The following is a 14,969-nucleotide window of genomic DNA, read 5'->3' as shown; positions in this document are numbered from 1 at the left end:
CGTGTTCCCGATGGATACTCCAGGAACACCAGCACCCCGCGGATCAGCCGAAATACCCAGCACGGCGCCCCGAGGGTCGGCCGGACGGCCGACCCCGGACGTCATCCCGCCGACGTACTCAGACCTCGACGTTCTCCAGTACGCCGAGCGCGTCGGGCACCAGCACCGCCGCCGAGTAGTAGGTGGTCACCAGGTAGCTGATGATCGCCTTGTCGTCGATGCCCAGCTTGCGCACCGACAGTCCGGGCTCGTGCTCGTCGGGCAGCCCGGTGCGGGTCAGTCCGATCACGCCCTGTTTCTCCGTCCCCGTACGCATGACGATGATCGAGCTCAGCCCCTGCTCGCTGATCGGGATCTTGTCGGTGGGCAGGATCGGCACCCCGCGCCAGGCCATCACCTTGGCGCCGTTGACCTCGGTGACGTCCGGCTGGATGCGGCGGGCGGTGCACTGCCTGCCGAGGGCGGCGATCGTCCGGGGGTGGGCGAAGAAGTAGTGGGAGCTGCGGCGGCGTGACAGCAGCTCGTCCATGTCGTGCGGGGTGGGCGGGCCGGTGCGGGTCTGGAAGCGCTGCTTGAGGTCGACGTTGTGCAGCAGCCCGAAGTCGCGGTTGTTGACGAGTTCGTGCTCCTCCCGTTCGCGCACCGCCTCGATGGTCAGGCGGAGCTGCTGCTCCGTCTGGTCCATCGGCCCGTTGTAGAGGTCGGCGACCCGCGTGTGCACCCGCAGCACGGTCTGGGCCACGCTCAGCTCGTACTCGCGGGGCCCGCGGTCGTAGTCGACGTACGTGCCGGGCAGCGTCGGCTCGCCCCGGTGGCCGGCGGACATGGCGATCTCGGCCTCGCCGTGCTTGTTGCTCGGGCCGGTCCTGGCGGGGCGGTCGAGGTGTTCGCGCAGGCTGTCGGAGCGCTCGCGCAGGCGGCCGGCGTCCTCCCGGGAGAGCACCAGCACCGTGCAGGCCGTCAGCGCTCTGGCGGGCTGGGCGCCCTCGCCGGTCAGGTCGCCCAGGTGGTCGCCGTCGGCCAGCATGCCGACGACGGTGGCGCGGCCGTACCCGCCGATGCCGGTTTTGGCGACCTTGCCGTGCGCGACCAGCACGATCTGCCCGTCCGGCACCTCCTGCCCCTCGACCAGGTCGTGCTGGACGAAGCGCTCGGCGAGCGCCCGCAGCTCGGTCGGATCCTCGAAGTCGTGCAGCGACGGCAGCTCGCGTAGTTCATCCGGAATCACCTGTACGGCGGCGCCGACCGAGGTGAAGCTCACCCGCCCGTCGCCCACGGTGTAGTTGAGCCGCCGGTTCACCCGGTACACGCCGCCGACCGCCTCCACCCACGGCAGCACGTGCAGCAGGTGGCGTGGCGTGATCTCCCGCATCTGCGGGACGGTCTTGGTGGTCGTGGCGAGCTTGCGCGCCGCCGCCGTCCCGAGGCTGAGCAGGGATTCTGTCATGGCGCGCCCATCGGTAGCAGGGAGTGGATCCGGCGGACCGCCGTGCCGAGGCCGGTGGGGCCCTGGGTCCAGCGGACGGCGGAGCGGCGGCGTAGCTCGGTCTCGGGGTAGCGGGTGGTCTGGGCGTGCCAGCGCAGGACGGAGGCCATCCAGTCCTGCAGCCCGGTCACGTAGCGGGCGACCGCGTTCCGCGTCTCGTCGTCGGCGCCGCGGGCGTCGAGCATGGCGGGCAGGTCGGTGCCGGCGACGTGCTCGAACTGGGTGATCCTGGCGGTCATGAGCTTGTTGACGATGGTGACGGCCCCGTCCAGGTCGCAGTCGAAGAAGTTGCGCATGACCAGCACGGCGTTGTGCAGGTCACCCTCGAACTGGATCTCCTTCTGGCAGGAGAACAGGTCGTTGAGCAGCGCGCCGTAGTCCGCCGCGGCGTTGGACAGGGCGAGGAGCTCGCGGGTGCGGAAGAGCTCGCCGGGCGGGCGCCGCGGGAGATGGAGCTGGGCCAGGTTGAACGTGAGGTCGGCGCCGAACGTCAGGCGGCGCATCTCGAGGTAGTCGACCGGATCGGGCACCCGATTCTGGATGAGGTTGGCGATCTCCCATTCCCAGCTGTCGAGCATGACCTCGACACCGTGGCGGAAGGCCCGCCGGTCCTCCTCGCCGAGCAGGGCCGCGGTGCGTGCCCACAGGTCGGCCAGCCCTCGCTCCACGGCGTTGACGGCCGGGGTGAGCGGGAGCCGGCCGAGGGGCATGAACTCGCGCAGCCGCCGGTTGGACAGCTTGGCGCCGGTCAGGTCGTGACTGACGCCGAAGACCTGCGGATAGTAGTCGTCGGCGTAGGTGCCCCAGGCCAGCCACTGGGTCGCCCGGTCGAGGGCTTCCGCTGAGGCGTCGGGGGCCAGGCCGGAGGCGCACAGCGCGAAGTCGAAGCTGGTCAGCTGTCGTTCGCTCCACAGCGCTGTGGACGGCAGGCCGGGCAGGCCGTCGCCGAAGCCCATCTCCCGGCACCAGCGCACCGCGTTCGCGCGCGCCTGTTCCAGGTGCGGGTTGTCGCGGACGGTGAACGGCATGGAGATCTGCGGCAGCCGTACCGTGGTCTCGGTGTAGGGGCGGTGGGAGAAGTTGCGCAGGCCGCTCTTCACGTGCGCGGGCGAGACGTTGAGCGGGCCGTGCTCGCGCCTGGCCTTGGTGTAGCGGCTGGAGGCCAGGTGCCAGGCGTGGCCGCCGGCCTGCCAGTCCTGCAGGCCCTTGACGTAACGCAGCACCCGCTCCTGCTCGTGCGGCGCCACCGCGTGCTCGGCGAACAGGACCGGCAGCTCGGTGAGCGTCGTGTGCTCGAACTGGTGCAGCCGCGAGGTGATCATGTCGTTGGTGATCTCGACGCCGCGCTGGGTGTCGCAGCCGAAGAAGTTCTCGCAGACCAGCACGGAGTTGGACAGCTCGCCTTCCGCCACCACCTCCCGCTGGTAGGAGAACAGGTCGTTGCGCAGGTGCACGGCGTCGGCGAACGTCTCGGTGAGCACCCGGATCGGCCGGGTGCTCGCGAGGCGGGCGGGCAGTTCGGCGGCGACCGCGTGCTCGACCAGGCAGGCCGACCAGGGGGCGCCGCCGACCTTCCTGCGCGCCTCGATGTACTCGATGGGGTTGGAGACGAGACCCGAGTGGATGTGGAACAGCTCCCACATCGACTCCTGCGTGAGGTCGCGGGTGACGGTGACGAAGCGGCGCCGCCACCCGTCCGTCATCGCCGGTACCGTCCTGGCCCACAGGTCCTTCAGGCCCAGCTCGACCGGGTTGGTCGGCTCGGGCGGGTCGTCGGCCATGAACAGGTCGATGCGGTCCAGGTAGGCCTGGGCGCCCTTGAGGTCCTTGGTGCGCTTGAAGGCGTGCAGGAAGTGGTCGTCGAAGAAGAACACCCAGACGTACCAGTCGGTGACGAGGTCGAGCTCCTGTGCCGGGCAGTCGGGGTGGGCGTAGGCGCACATCAGGCCGTAGTCGTGCGCCTCCAGGTCGGCGGGGCCCCAGATGTCGGGGTCGTCGAAGAAGCCCATCCGGGCCGCCCACGCGCGGGTGTGCGCGCGGGCGGTCTCCAGATGGGGGTTCAGTCTGGGCGGATACGGCAGGTAGAAGTCAGGCAGCTCATACGCCATCAGCCCACCTCGACGCTCTCCAGGATGCCGAGAGCGTCCGGCACGAGCACCGCCGCGGAGTAGTAGGTCGTGACCAGGTAGGAGATGACGGCCTTGTCGTTGATGCCCATGAAGCGCACCGACAGGCCGGGCTCGTACTCGTCCGGCAGCCCCGTGCGGGTCAGGCCGATGACACCCTGGGCCGCCTCGCCCACCCGCATCGCCATGATCGAGCTGAGGCCGGAGTCGCTGACCGGGATCTTGTTGCACGGCAGGATCGGCACCCCCCGCCACGACGGCGCCTTCTGCCCGTTGACCTCCACGCTCTGCGGGTAGATGCCCCGCTCGGTGCACTGGCGGGCGAACGCGGCGATCGCCCGCGGGTGCGCGATCAGGACGGCCGGGTTCTTCCAGACCAGGGCGAGCAGTTCGTCGAAGTCGTCCGGGGTGGGCGGGCCGGTCAGCGTGTGGATGCGCTGCTTGAGGTCGGCGTTGTGCAGCAGGCCGAACTCGCGGTTGTTGACCAGCTCGTTCTCCTGGCGCTCGCGCAGCGCCTCCACCGTCAGCCGCAACTGCTGCTGCGTCTGGTTCATCGGCTCGTTGTACAGGTCGGCCACGCGGGTGTGCACCCGCAGGATCGTCTGGGCGACGCTCAGCTCGTACTCGCGCGGCGCCAGGTCGTAGTCGACGAACGTGCCCGGCAGCGTCGGCTCGCCGGTGTGGCCGGAGGCCAGGACGATCTCCGCCTCGCCATGGGCGTTCAGCGACCGGTCGGGGTCGGCGGCCCACGCCTCGACGTGCTCGCGCAGGCCGTCGGTCTGGTCGGCGACCTCGTCGAAGGCCGACCTGGGCAGCGCGAGCACGGTGCACGCGGTGACCGCCTGGACGGTCAGGTCGTAGGTGCCCGCCTCGCCGGCCAGCGACCTGTCGCCGAAGTAGTCGCCGTCGGCCAGCACGCCGCGCACGGTCTGCTTGCCGTACGCGCCCTCGCCGAGCAGGCTGACCTTGCCGTGCGCCACCAGCACGACCTCGGTCGCCGGGGTGCCCGCCTCGACGATCACCGATCCGGCCTCGTACTCGCGCTGCGTGAACCGGTCGGCCAGGGCGGTCAGCACGTCGATATCGTCATAGCCGCGCAGCGCGGGCAGCTCGCACAACTCCGCGGGAATCACCCGCACAGCCGCTCCGGTGTTGGTGAAGGTGACCCTTCCGTCCCCGACCGTGTAGGTGAGCCGGCGGTTGACCCGGTACGCACCGCCGACGACCTCGACCCACGGCAGCGCCTTGAGCAGGTGCCGGGAGGTGATCTCCTGCATCTGCGGCTGCGTCTTGGTCGTGGTCGCCAGGTTGCGCGCGGCCTTCGTACCGAGGCTGAGGGGGCTCTCGTTGTTCAGGACGGATTCGGTCACAGGACACCACCTATCGGGGAGCGGAGCTCACGGAGCTCGGGCGGGAGGGAGAAGATCAGGCTTTCTTCGGCCAGCGTCACGGTCTGGACGTCGGCGAAGCCGCGCTCGGCGAGCCAGCCGAGCAGTTCGGCCACGAGGTGCTCGGGGACGGAGGCGCCGGAGCTGACGCCGACGGTCTCCACGCCGTCGAGCCAGCTCTCCTCGGCCTCGGCCACGCCGTCCACGAGGTGGCCGGCGCGGGCGCCGGCGGCGAGCGCGACCTCGACCAGGCGCCGGGAGTTGGAGGAGTTGGAGGATCCGACCACGATCACCAGGTCGCACTCGGGGGCGATGGCGGTGACCGCTTCCTGGCGGTTCTGGCTGGCGTAGCAGATGTCGTCGCTGGGCGGGTCGACGAGGCGGGGGTAGCGCTCACGCAGGCGTTCGACCGCGCCCATGGTCTCGTCCACCGAGAGCGTGGTCTGCGACAGCCAGCTGATCGGCCGGTCGGCCGGCAGGTCGAGCTCGTCGGTGCGGGCCGGGTCGACGACGTGCATGCGGTCGGGGGCCTCGCCGAGCGTGCCTTCGACCTCCTCGTGCTCCGCGTGGCCGATGAGCACGATGTCGTAGCCGGACTCGGCGAACCTGACCGCCTCTTTGTGCACCTTGGTGACCAGCGGGCAGGTGGCGTCGATGCTGCGCAGGCCGCGGACGGCAGCGGTGTCCTTGACCGCGGGCGAGACCCCGTGGGCGGAGAAGACGACCAGGCAGCCGTCGGGCACCTCGTCGAGCTCGTCCACGAAGACCGCGCCCCGCTTGGTGAGGTCGGCGACCACGAAGGTGTTGTGGACGATCTGCTTACGGACGTAGACCGGCGGGCCGTACCTCTTCAGGGCCTCCTCGACGGTGCGGATGGCACGTTCCACCCCGGCGCAATAGCCGCGCGGGGCGGCGAGCAGGACCCGCTTCACGCGCTGCGGTGCGTGAGCCGGTCGGCCATAAGGGTCAGCCCCTGCCGGGCGTGCTGGTCGATCGCGCATGTCCGCAACTCCTCAAGTCCGGTTCGGACCCGGCCGTCGATCATCGTCTCGACGCGGGCGAGTGCTCGGGTGTCGACGATGATCTGCCGCAGGTCGGCGGCGCGCTTCTCGTCGAGGTCGGGGTTGCCGTGCCAGGCGCGCAGCAGGCGCAGCGCGGGTCCGGTGGCCTCGGCGTAGGCGTGCGCGATCAGGACGGTGGCCTTGCCCTCGCGCAGGTCGTCGAGGACGGGCTTGCCGGTGACGCCCGGGTCGCCGAACACGCCCAGGACGTCGTCACGCAGTTGGAACGCCTCGCCGAGCGGCAGCCCGAAGCGTGAGTAGGACTCAAGGAGCGAGCGGGAGGCGCCGGCCAGGGCGCCGCCGATCTGCAGGGGGCGCTCGACCGTGTACTTGGCGGTCTTGTAGCGGATGACGGTGAGCGCGCGCTCGGCTTCCGGGTCGAGGTGCGACTGGATGTCGAGGTACTGGCCGGCGATCACCTCGGCGCGCATCCGGTTGAACAGCCGTCTGGGCGCGCCGCCCGTATCGCCGAAGAGCTCGTCGGACCAGGCCTGGGCGAGCACCCCGAGGAGAACGGCTGCGCTGTGGCCGAAGGGCTCGGCTCCCGGATGGCGCGGCGGGCGCGCCAAGCTCCTGTGCAGGGTGGGCCGGCCTCTGCGCAGGGCGCTGCCGTCCATGATGTCGTCGTGGATGAGCAGGCCCGCGTGGTAGAGCTCCAGCGCGGCGCCCGCGGCCACCGGGGCCACCTCGTCCGTGCCGCCGGCGCCGCGCGCCCCCCAGTAGCAGAGAAGGGGTCTGATCCGCTTGCCGCCCTTGACCACGAACTCGCGCAGGAGCCGGTGGCCCTCGGCCAGTTCCGGGTCGGCGACGGGAGCGGGGTGGGTGTCGATGAACTCGCTCAGCAGGTCGTCGACCGCTGTCCTGACCCTGTGGATGGTCGTGTCGACCGGCTCCACGGGGGGTTCCGCAACCTCCGCCGTCATGATCCGTTCTCCTCTTTCGAGATCGTCGGACACACACGAGAAGCTAGGTCACGAATACCCAGAGTGAAATCGGTCGTTCCATTGACCGGAACACCCGGTTCACGGACGTCCCCCGGCGGAGCCAGTATTCGACCACGACCGCAGCCGACCCTTGTGGAGCGATCATGGCGGCCCCTCCTGGCCTGGACGAATCTCTGCTCCAAACCATCACCTGCCCCCGCGACCTGCGCCTTCTCCCAGCCGCGCACCTGGGGACACTGGCTCGCGAGATCCGCGAGTTCCTCATCGAGAAGGTCATGGCGAGGGGCGGGCACCTCGGCTCGAACCTCGGCATGGTCGAGATCACGATTGCTTTGCACCGCGTCTTCCATTCCCCGGAGGACACACTTCTGTTTGACACTGGACATCAGGCATACGTCCACAAACTGCTCACCGGCCGGCGGGCCGACTTCGACAGCCTGCGCGCCCACGGCGGCCTCAGCGGCTACCCCTCGCGCGAGGAGTCGCCGCACGACCACATCGACAACTCCCACGCCTCCACCGCGCTCGCCTACGCCGACGGCATCGCCAAGGCCCGCAGGCTCAAGGGCGAGGAAGACCGCGCGGTGGTGGCCGTGGTCGGCGACGGCGCGCTGACCGGCGGGCTGGCCTGGGAGTCGCTCAACAACCTGAGCGACGGCGAGGGCCGCCCGGTCGTCATCGTGCTCAACGACAACGGCCGCTCCTACGCCCCCACCCACGGCGGCTGCGCCCGCAACCTCGGCACGCTGCTGGAGAACCTCGGCTTCGTCTACCTCGGCCCCGTCGACGGCCACGACGTCGCCGCCGTCGAGCGCGCGCTGCGCACCGCGCGCACGCTGCCGAGCCCCAGCGTCGTGCACTGCAAGACCCGCAAGGGGTACGGCTACCGCCCCGCCGAGCTGGATCTGGGCGAGCACATGCACGCCGTCCCGGCCAGCGACCCGCGTACCGGAAAACCGCTGTCGGCCGGGGGCCGGACCTGGACCCACGTCTTCTCCGAGCAGTTGTGCGCGCTCGGCGAGGCCAGGGCCGACCTGGTCGCGATCACCGCGGCGATGGCGGGACCCACCGGGCTTGAGGCGTTCGGCAGGCGCTTCCCTGGGCGGATGTTCGACGTGGGCATCGCCGAGCAGCACGCGATGGTGTCGGCGGCCGGGCTGGCGCTTGAGGGCTTCCACCCGGTGGTCGCCGTCTACGCCACGTTCCTCAACCGCGCCTTCGACCAGGTGCTCCTGGACGTGGCCATGCAACGGCTGCCGGTCACGATCGTCCTGGACCGGGCGGGCATCACCGGTCCCGACGGCCCCAGCCACCACGGCATGTGGGACCTGGCGATCCTGTCGGCGATCCCGGGCCTGCGGGTGGCCGCGCCGCGCGACGGCCGGCGGCTGCGCGAACTGCTCGGCGAGGCCGTGGCGGTGGAGGGCCCGACCGTGCTGCGCTTCCCCAAGGCCGGTGCGGACTCCGAGCTTGCCGCCGTGGAACGTTCCGAAGGCCTGGACGTGCTGTGGAACACCGGCGACGACGTGCTGCTCGTCGCGGTCGGCGCGACGGCCGAGGCGTGCGTGGAGGCGGCGGCGACACTGGCGGAGGAGGGCGTGGGGGTGCGGGTGGTCGACCCGCGCTGGGTGCTGCCCGTCGCCCCCGGCCTGGTCCGGGTGGCCGCCGCGCACCACCTGGTCGTCACCGTCGAGGACGGCGTGGTGGCCGGTGGGGCGGGCGCGGCGATCGGGCAGGCGTGCGCGGGCGGGACACGGGTGCGCCATCTCGGGCTGCCCCACGCGTTCGTCCCGCACGGCTCGCGCGAGCGGTTATTGGCCGACGCGGGACTGACCGGTCCGGGGATCGCGCACGCCGTACGGAAGGAGCTGGCCCGATGATCGAGCTCGGAATGCCGACGAGGAGGCCGAGGGTCTCGCGGCAGGTGATGGTGGGCGGCGTGCCGGTCGGCGGGGGCGCGCCGGTGAGCGTGCAGTCGATGACCACCACGCCCACCCACGACGTCAACGCGACGCTGCAGCAGATCGCGGAACTGACCGCGGCGGGCTGCCAGATCGTACGGGTGGCGGTGCCGACGCAGGACGACGCCGACGCGCTCGCCGACATCGCCCGCAAGTCGCAGATCCCGGTGATAGCCGACATCCACTTCCAGCCGCGCTACGTCTTCGCCGCCATCGACGCCGGGTGCGCGGCGGTGCGGGTGAACCCGGGCAACATCAAGAAGTTCGACGACAGGGTGGGCGAGATCGCGCGGGCGGCGGCGGACGCGGGCGTCCCGATCAGGATCGGGGTCAACGCCGGCTCCCTGGACCCCCGGCTGCTGGAGAAGCACGGCAAGGCGACGCCGGAGGCGCTGGTGGAGTCGGCGTTGTGGGAGTGCTCCCTGTTCGAGGAGCACGGGTTCCGCGACATCAAGATCTCGGTCAAGCACCACGACCCGGTCGTGATGATCGCCGCCTACCGCCGCCTCGCCGCGCGCTGCGACTACCCGCTGCACCTCGGCGTGACCGAGGCGGGGCCGCTGATGCAGGGGACGGTCAAGTCGGCGGTGGCCTTCGGGGTGCTGCTGGCCGAGGGCGTCGGCGACACGATCCGGGTCTCGCTGTCGGCGCCTCCGGTGGAGGAGGTCAAGGTCGGCATCGGCATCCTCGAATCTCTGGGGCTGCGGCAGCGCAAGCTGGAGATCGTCTCGTGCCCGTCCTGCGGACGGGCACAGGTGGACGTCTACCGCCTGGCCGAGGAGGTGTCGGCCGGGCTGGAGGGCTTCCCGTTCCCGCTACGTGTGGCGGTCATGGGCTGCGTGGTGAACGGGCCGGGCGAGGCCCGCGAAGCGGACCTGGGCGTGGCCTCGGGCAACGGCAAGGGTCAGATCTTCGTGAAGGGCAAGGTGATCAAGACCGTTCCTGAGTCGCGGATCGTGGAGACCCTGATCGAGGAGGCCCTGCGCCTGGCGGAGGAGCAGCCCCAGTAGGAGCGGCTCAGTAGGAGCTCCTGCGCGGGGCGGCGGTGGGGCGGCGGGACAGGTTGGCGCGGCCGGTGGGCTGGATGGCGCGGACCGCGTGCTCGCGCTTGGCGGCGCGGCCGTCGGCCTGCTCGGTGGTGGTGCCGGTGATGGAGCTGGGGAGCTTGATTCGCATCTGGTTCCTTTGTTTGAGACCACTTCGTTTGAAGTGCTGTCAACGTAGTACTACAGACGGAGTGGTGTCAACCCCACCTCGCGTCGGCCGCGAAATCCTCGAAGGACTTGGGCGGCCGGCCCGTCACCCGCCGCACCACGTCGGTCGGTACGGCGTCGCCCTTGGCACGCAGCGCCGCGAACGCCTCGATCTCCGCCCGCACGTCCGGCTCCGGCAGCCCGAACCCGGTCATGACGGCCAGGTAGTCCGCCTCCGAGCCCAGGTAGCGCACGGTCCGCCCCGAGGCCCGGCCGATGATCTCCACCGCCTCGGCGAAGGTCAGCGCGCGCGGCCCCGTCACCTCGTACGAGCGCCCCGCGTGCCCGTCCCCGACCAGGGCCGCCGCCGCCACGGCGGCGATGTCACCGGCGTCCACGAAGGCCTGACGGGCCTCGCCCAGCGGGACCGCGACCTCACCGGCGAGCACCGCCTCGCGCATCGCGCCCTCGTCGAAGTTCTGGTCGAACCACGACGGGCGCAGGATCGTCCACTCCACGCCGGAACCGCGCACCACCCGCTCGGCGGCCATCAGCCGCTCGTCGCCCATCACCTCGATGCCGCCGCTGGACAGCAGCACGATGCGGCGCACACCCGCCTCGACCGCCGCCGCCACGAACTCCGGGTCGACCGGCAGATCGTCCGGCGCCATCACGTACATGCGGTCGGCTCCGGCCAGAGCGGGCCGCCAGGTGGCGCGGTCGTTCCAGTCGAAGCGCACCTCACCGTGCCTTGACGCCGGCCGTACCGGATGGCCGGAGGACCGCAGAAGGCCCGTCAGGCGACGCCCCGTCGAGCCCGTCGCCCCCAGAACCAGGATCTCGTTCATGCCGCACCCCTTCTTAAGGAAAGCTGGGAATGCCCCATTCGCTGGGAAATCAACCCACAAGAGCGGCCAATAATTGCGGACCACCGCTTTCTGGAGGTCAGCGACGTGAGTCAACTCAGCAGACGAACCTTCATCGCAGGTACGGCTGCCGCAGCCGCGGTCACCAGCGCCCCCGCCGCCGCGGCCAAGCCGAAACGCCCCAACATCCTGCTGATCGTCACCGACGATCACAGGAGGGAGACCGAGTGGGCGATCCCGTCGATCGTCGACCTGATCGGCGGGCAGGGAGTCGCGTTCTCCCAGGGTTGCGTCACCACGCCTCTCTGCTCGCCCTCACGCGCGTCGATCATGTCGGGCCGCTACGCCCGCAACCACGGCGTCGTCGACAACACCGCCCCCGGCCGGCTCGACCAGGACACCACGGTGCAGAGCCACCTGCGCGCGGGCGGCTACCGGACCGGCCTGTTCGGCAAGTACCTCAACGCCTGGGACCTGAACCAGGCCCCGCCGAACTTCGACGACTTCGCGATCATGCGCCCCGCCTACCGCCGCGCCCAGTGGAACGTCAACGGCACCGTGGGCCGCCGCCCCGGCTACACGACCACGCTCGTCAGGCGGCACGCGCTGGAGTTCATCAAGGCCAACAAGGACCAGCCGTGGTTCCTGTACCTGTCGCCGTACGCCTCCCACGGGCCGAACACCCCCGAGGACAAATACGCCAACCTGCCCGTGCCCGCCTGGGACGGCAACCCCGCCGTGGCCGAGACCGACAAGAGCGACAAACCGCCCTACATACAGAACGCCACCCAAGACCTGGCAGCGGGGCAGAAGGTCCGCCAGGCCCAGCTGCGCACGCTGAAGTCGGTGGACGACCTGTTCAAGGCGGTCAGGGCGGAGCTCGTGGCGCAGGGCAAGCTCGACGACACGCTGATCATCTTCATCGGCGACAACGGCTTCAGCTGGGCCGACCACGGCCACATCGGCAAGAGCGTGCCCTACCAGCCGGCCTTCCGCGTGCCGTTCTACCTGTCGTGGCCGGCGGGCGGCTTCGGCAAGGGCACGGACGACAACCGCCTGGCCGCCAACATCGACGTCGCCCCGACCATCCTGGACGCCGCCGGGATCCGGCCGCGTACCCGGATGGACGGCAGGTCGCTGCTGCGCGGCGGCAGGCGGAGCCACCTGTTCCTGGAGTTCCACGGCCAGGCCGACGGGCCGGGACCAGGCGTCTGGGCCTCGGTCTACACCGGCTCCCGCATCTACACCGAGTATTACGACGGCGGCGGCGGGGTGAAGTTCCGCGAGTACTACGACCTGCGCAAGGACCCCCACCAGCTGGAGAACCGGGTACGCGCCGACGACCTGGCCAAGCAGCTAGCCACTGCGCGCGGGCTGTAGGCAGAACTCGTTGCCCTCGGGGTCGGCCAGCACGATCCAGTCCTCGTGCCTGGCCGACTCGACGGCGCCGAGCGCCCGCAGGCGTACGCCCTCGGCCTCGACGTCGGCGGCGCGCACGTCGAGGTGCACCCGGTTCTTCACCGTCTTGGGCTCGGGCACGAGGACGAACCACAGCCTCGGCGCCCCCGGCGGCCCTTCGACCAGCACCGTCGGGTCCTCCTCAGGGCCGGACAGGCCGCGGGCGCGCAGGCGCTCCAGCTCCGCCTCGTCGTACGGCGCCACGGCGTAGTCGTCGAGCAGTTCCGCCCAGAACCTCGCCTGCGCGGCGGGGTGACGGCAGTCGAACACGATGTCATGGAGCAGTGCCATCCGCCCATGCTGGCAGGCGGAGGCGGAACACCGCACCCGACGGCGACTCCTCGCAGGTCAGCGTGCCGCCGTGGGCCAGGGCCAGGCCGCGGGCGATCGGCAGGCCGAGCCCGGCGCCGCCCGAGGCGGTGTCCCGGCGGACGAACCGGTGGAAGATCAGGTCGCGCGCCGACGGCGGCACCCCGGGGCCGGTGTCGGCTACGTCCACGATCGCCTCACCGGCCTCGCCCTTGACCGTCACGGTGACCAGGCCGTCCGGCGGGGTGTGCCGGCGGGCGTTGTCGAGCAGGTTGGCGATGATCTGGCCGAGCCGCTGGGCGTCGCCGATCACCGCGGCCTCCTCCCCCTCGACCGCCACGGTGATCTCCGGCGCGCGCAGCATGACCCGGTCGGCCTCGGCCTCGCACAATGCCCGCAACTGGACGGGCTCGCGGTGCAGGCCGAGCCCGGCGTCGATCCTGGCCAGCGCGAGCAGGTCGTCGACCAGGCGTCCGGCCCGCCGCGTCTCGCGCACCAGCAGCAGTTGCATGCGCTCGCGCTCCTCGGCCGGCATCGCGGCGGGCGCCTGGAGCACCGCCTCGGCCGTCGCCTGGATGCCCGCCAGCGGCGTACGCAGCTCGTGGGCGACGTCGGCGAGGAACTGCCGTGAGCGGTTCTCCGACTCGCGGGCCTGCTGCTCGGCGCCCTCCAGCGAGTCGAGCATCGAGTCGAACGCGGCGGCGGTGCGCCCCAGCTCGGTGTCGGTACGCTCCGGCGCCAGCCGCTTGCCGCGCTGCCCCTGGGCGATCTGCCTGGCCAGCCCCGCCAGGTCGTCCATCGGCCGGGTCGCGCGCCGCAGCGCGACGGGCAGCACGAAGCCGAGCGCGGCCAGCGCCGCCAGGCCGGCGACCAGCATCAGCATGCGCAGGGTGGTGCGCGGCCCGTCGATCGACTCGGTGTCAGCGTAGAGCGTGAGCAGCCCGCCGCCCGGCAGCCGCCTGGTCAGGGTCAGGTCGCCGAGATCGGCCGCGAAGCCGCCGAGCGTGTGGCGGCGGCCGGCCAGGTCCACGAGCACCGCCTCGATGCCGGCGCCGCTGACCCGGCGCACCAGCCGGTCCGGCATGACCTTGCGCCGGTCGAGCTGGACGGCGAACTGGGCGCGGTCGACCAGCCGGTCCTGGGCCTGGTTCCTGGCCAGCAGGCCGAACAACGCGTCCACGGCCAGCAGCAGCACGACCAGCGTGACGGCGACGACCAGCAGGGTCGCCCCGGCGACCCGGCCGCGCAGTGAGCCGGCGGGCCGGCCGTACCGTCTCATCGGGGTCCGTCCAGGACGTAGCCGAGCCCGCGCACGGTGTGCAGGACCCGCTCGCCCGAGCTTTCGAGCTTGCGGCGCAGCGCGCTGACGTGCACCTCGACCAGGTTGGGGTCGTAGGCGTCGTAGCCCCAGACGCTGGTGAGCAACTGCGTCTTGCTCAGCACCTGGCCGCGGTGGAGCGCCAGGTGGCCGAGCAGCCGCAGCTCGGTCCTGGTCAGCTCGACCGGCCGGCCGTCACGCAGGACCAGTCCCTTGTCCACGTCGATGATCAGGCTGCCGATCTGCAGCGTCGACGGCGTACGGCGCAGCCGCCTGAGCACCGCGCCGACCCGCGCGGTCAGCTCCGACAGCTCGAACGGCTTGGCCACGTAGTCGTCGGCGCCCGCCTGCAGCCCGCGCAGCCGGTCGGAGACGCCGTCCCTGGCCGTGAGCACGATGACCCCGGCGTCGCTGCGCCCGCGCACCACCTCCAGCAGCGCGAACCCGTCGCGGCCCGGCAGCATGAGGTCGAGCACGACCAGGTCGGGCTGGAAGGTGTTGAGCTCCTGCTCGAAGCCGGTGCCGTCGGGCACGCCGCGGGCCACGTACCCCGCCGACCCCAGCCCGGACAGCACGGCGAGCCGGATCGCCTCCGCGTCCTCGATCACCATCACCCGCGCCGAACTGGTCATCCGCCCATTATGCGAACCCACCGGACCGGACAAAACGCCCCTCAGGCAATCTTCAGCGTGATCTGGAGTGGAATTCCGGGAGCGTATGTCTGGGGCAGCCCACATCGTGGAGGTCTGAGCGGTGCCCTGACCGTCGGTCTCGGTGAACATCTCGCGCCGGTACTTGGGCGTGGGCATGCGGCTGTAGACCACGCGACGATCTCGCCGGATATCGGGGTGACGAGGAG

General features: G+C 71.2%; 13 protein-coding genes. 3 read left to right on the top strand and 10 right to left on the bottom strand.

The annotated features are described in order from the left end of the window. Window positions 1-118: 118 nt before the first annotated feature. From ACIBI5_RS31605 to ACIBI5_RS31585, 5 genes are read right to left on the bottom strand one after another with little or no spacing between them, the layout of a single operon-like run. Window positions 119-1,447, bottom strand: a complete 1,329-nt coding sequence (locus tag ACIBI5_RS31605; protein ID WP_397252385.1) for a family 2B encapsulin nanocompartment shell protein — start codon at window positions 1,445-1,447, stop codon at window positions 119-121. After that, window positions 1,444-3,594, bottom strand: a complete 2,151-nt coding sequence (locus ACIBI5_RS31600; protein ID WP_397252384.1) for a germacradienol/geosmin synthase — start codon at window positions 3,592-3,594, stop codon at window positions 1,444-1,446. The genes ACIBI5_RS31605 and ACIBI5_RS31600 overlap by 4 nt, the downstream gene beginning before the upstream one ends. Further along, entirely contained in the window at window positions 3,594-4,982 is a 1,389-nt protein-coding gene (locus ACIBI5_RS31595; protein ID WP_397252383.1) for a family 2B encapsulin nanocompartment shell protein, read from the bottom strand. The genes ACIBI5_RS31600 and ACIBI5_RS31595 overlap by 1 nt, the downstream gene beginning before the upstream one ends. Beyond that, on the bottom strand, window positions 4,979-5,932 hold the full coding sequence (locus ACIBI5_RS31590) for a 4-hydroxy-3-methylbut-2-enyl diphosphate reductase (RefSeq protein ID WP_397252382.1): 954 nt from the start codon (window positions 5,930-5,932) through the stop codon (window positions 4,979-4,981). Before ACIBI5_RS31590 ends, ACIBI5_RS31595 begins: the two co-directional genes overlap by 4 nt. Further along, window positions 5,929-6,984, bottom strand: coding sequence for a polyprenyl synthetase family protein (locus tag ACIBI5_RS31585; RefSeq protein ID WP_397252381.1), 1,056 nt, complete (start codon window positions 6,982-6,984; stop codon window positions 5,929-5,931). The genes ACIBI5_RS31590 and ACIBI5_RS31585 overlap by 4 nt, the downstream gene beginning before the upstream one ends. A 164-nt stretch (window positions 6,985-7,148) precedes the next feature. On the opposite strand from ACIBI5_RS31585, the gene ACIBI5_RS31580 reads away from it, so the two are divergent. Both ACIBI5_RS31580 and ispG read left to right on the top strand, forming a co-directional pair. Then, complete coding sequence (locus ACIBI5_RS31580) at window positions 7,149-8,885, top strand: 1-deoxy-D-xylulose-5-phosphate synthase (RefSeq protein WP_397252380.1); 1,737 nt, start codon at window positions 7,149-7,151, stop codon at window positions 8,883-8,885. Further along, complete coding sequence (ispG, locus tag ACIBI5_RS31575) at window positions 8,882-9,976, top strand: flavodoxin-dependent (E)-4-hydroxy-3-methylbut-2-enyl-diphosphate synthase (RefSeq protein WP_397252379.1); 1,095 nt, start codon at window positions 8,882-8,884, stop codon at window positions 9,974-9,976. Before ACIBI5_RS31580 ends, ispG begins: the two co-directional genes overlap by 4 nt. Before the next feature lie 7 nt (window positions 9,977-9,983). Here ispG and ACIBI5_RS31570 read toward each other — a convergent pair whose 3' ends face one another. Next, complete coding sequence (locus tag ACIBI5_RS31570) at window positions 9,984-10,142, bottom strand: hypothetical protein (protein WP_397252378.1); 159 nt, start codon at window positions 10,140-10,142, stop codon at window positions 9,984-9,986. A gap of 67 nt (window positions 10,143-10,209) precedes the next feature. After that, the gene (locus ACIBI5_RS31565) at window positions 10,210-11,007 is read right to left on the bottom strand and encodes an NAD(P)H-binding protein (protein WP_397252377.1); all 798 of its coding nucleotides are present in this window, start codon (window positions 11,005-11,007) and stop codon (window positions 10,210-10,212) included. Window positions 11,008-11,112: 105 nt separating this feature from the next. Between ACIBI5_RS31565 and ACIBI5_RS31560 the strand changes: the two genes are divergently transcribed. Next, window positions 11,113-12,405: a sulfatase gene (locus tag ACIBI5_RS31560; protein ID WP_397252376.1), complete on the top strand. Its 1,293-nt coding sequence runs from the start codon at window positions 11,113-11,115 to the stop codon at window positions 12,403-12,405. On the opposite strand, the gene ACIBI5_RS31555 is transcribed toward ACIBI5_RS31560, so the two are convergent. The 3 genes from ACIBI5_RS31555 to ACIBI5_RS31545 are packed head-to-tail and all read right to left on the bottom strand — an operon-like array spanning window position 12,382 to window position 14,742. Next, a complete protein-coding gene (locus ACIBI5_RS31555; RefSeq protein WP_397252375.1) occupies window positions 12,382-12,774 on the bottom strand; it encodes a VOC family protein in 393 nt (130 codons plus the stop codon). The two genes, ACIBI5_RS31560 and ACIBI5_RS31555, sit on opposite strands and share 24 nt — an antisense overlap. Continuing rightward, the gene (locus ACIBI5_RS31550) at window positions 12,758-14,071 is read right to left on the bottom strand and encodes an ATP-binding protein (protein WP_397252374.1); all 1,314 of its coding nucleotides are present in this window, start codon (window positions 14,069-14,071) and stop codon (window positions 12,758-12,760) included. The genes ACIBI5_RS31555 and ACIBI5_RS31550 overlap by 17 nt, the downstream gene beginning before the upstream one ends. Beyond that, complete coding sequence (locus ACIBI5_RS31545) at window positions 14,068-14,742, bottom strand: response regulator transcription factor (protein WP_397252373.1); 675 nt, start codon at window positions 14,740-14,742, stop codon at window positions 14,068-14,070. The genes ACIBI5_RS31550 and ACIBI5_RS31545 overlap by 4 nt, the downstream gene beginning before the upstream one ends. Window positions 14,743-14,969 lie beyond the last annotated feature (227 nt).

Source organism: Nonomuraea sp. NPDC050540 (genome assembly GCF_044457485.1).
GTDB lineage: Bacteria > Actinomycetota > Actinomycetes > Streptosporangiales > Streptosporangiaceae > Nonomuraea.
The sequence above is the reverse complement of the archived record's forward strand: the minus strand, read 5'-3'. Positions and strand labels throughout refer to the sequence as shown.

Bases quoted from the DNA above. Each gene is read 5' to 3' on its own strand.
- ACIBI5_RS31605 (WP_397252385.1), bottom strand. From the start codon at position 1,447: ATGACAGAATCCCTGCTCAGCCTCGGGACGGCGGCGGCGCGCAAGCTC.
- ACIBI5_RS31600 (WP_397252384.1), bottom strand. From the start codon at position 3,594: ATGGCGTATGAGCTGCCTGACTTCTACCTGCCGTATCCGCCCAGACTG.
- ACIBI5_RS31585 (WP_397252381.1), bottom strand. From the start codon at position 6,984: ATGACGGCGGAGGTTGCGGAACCCCCCGTGGAGCCGGTCGACACGACC.
- ACIBI5_RS31580 (WP_397252380.1), top strand. From the start codon at position 7,149: ATGGCGGCCCCTCCTGGCCTGGACGAATCTCTGCTCCAAACCATCACC.
- ispG (WP_397252379.1), top strand. From the start codon at position 8,882: ATGATCGAGCTCGGAATGCCGACGAGGAGGCCGAGGGTCTCGCGGCAG.
- ACIBI5_RS31570 (WP_397252378.1), bottom strand. From the start codon at position 10,142: ATGCGAATCAAGCTCCCCAGCTCCATCACCGGCACCACCACCGAGCAG.
- ACIBI5_RS31565 (WP_397252377.1), bottom strand. From the start codon at position 11,007: ATGAACGAGATCCTGGTTCTGGGGGCGACGGGCTCGACGGGGCGTCGC.
- ACIBI5_RS31555 (WP_397252375.1), bottom strand. From the start codon at position 12,774: ATGGCACTGCTCCATGACATCGTGTTCGACTGCCGTCACCCCGCCGCG.
- ACIBI5_RS31550 (WP_397252374.1), bottom strand. From the start codon at position 14,071: ATGAGACGGTACGGCCGGCCCGCCGGCTCACTGCGCGGCCGGGTCGCC.
- ACIBI5_RS31545 (WP_397252373.1), bottom strand. From the start codon at position 14,742: ATGACCAGTTCGGCGCGGGTGATGGTGATCGAGGACGCGGAGGCGATC.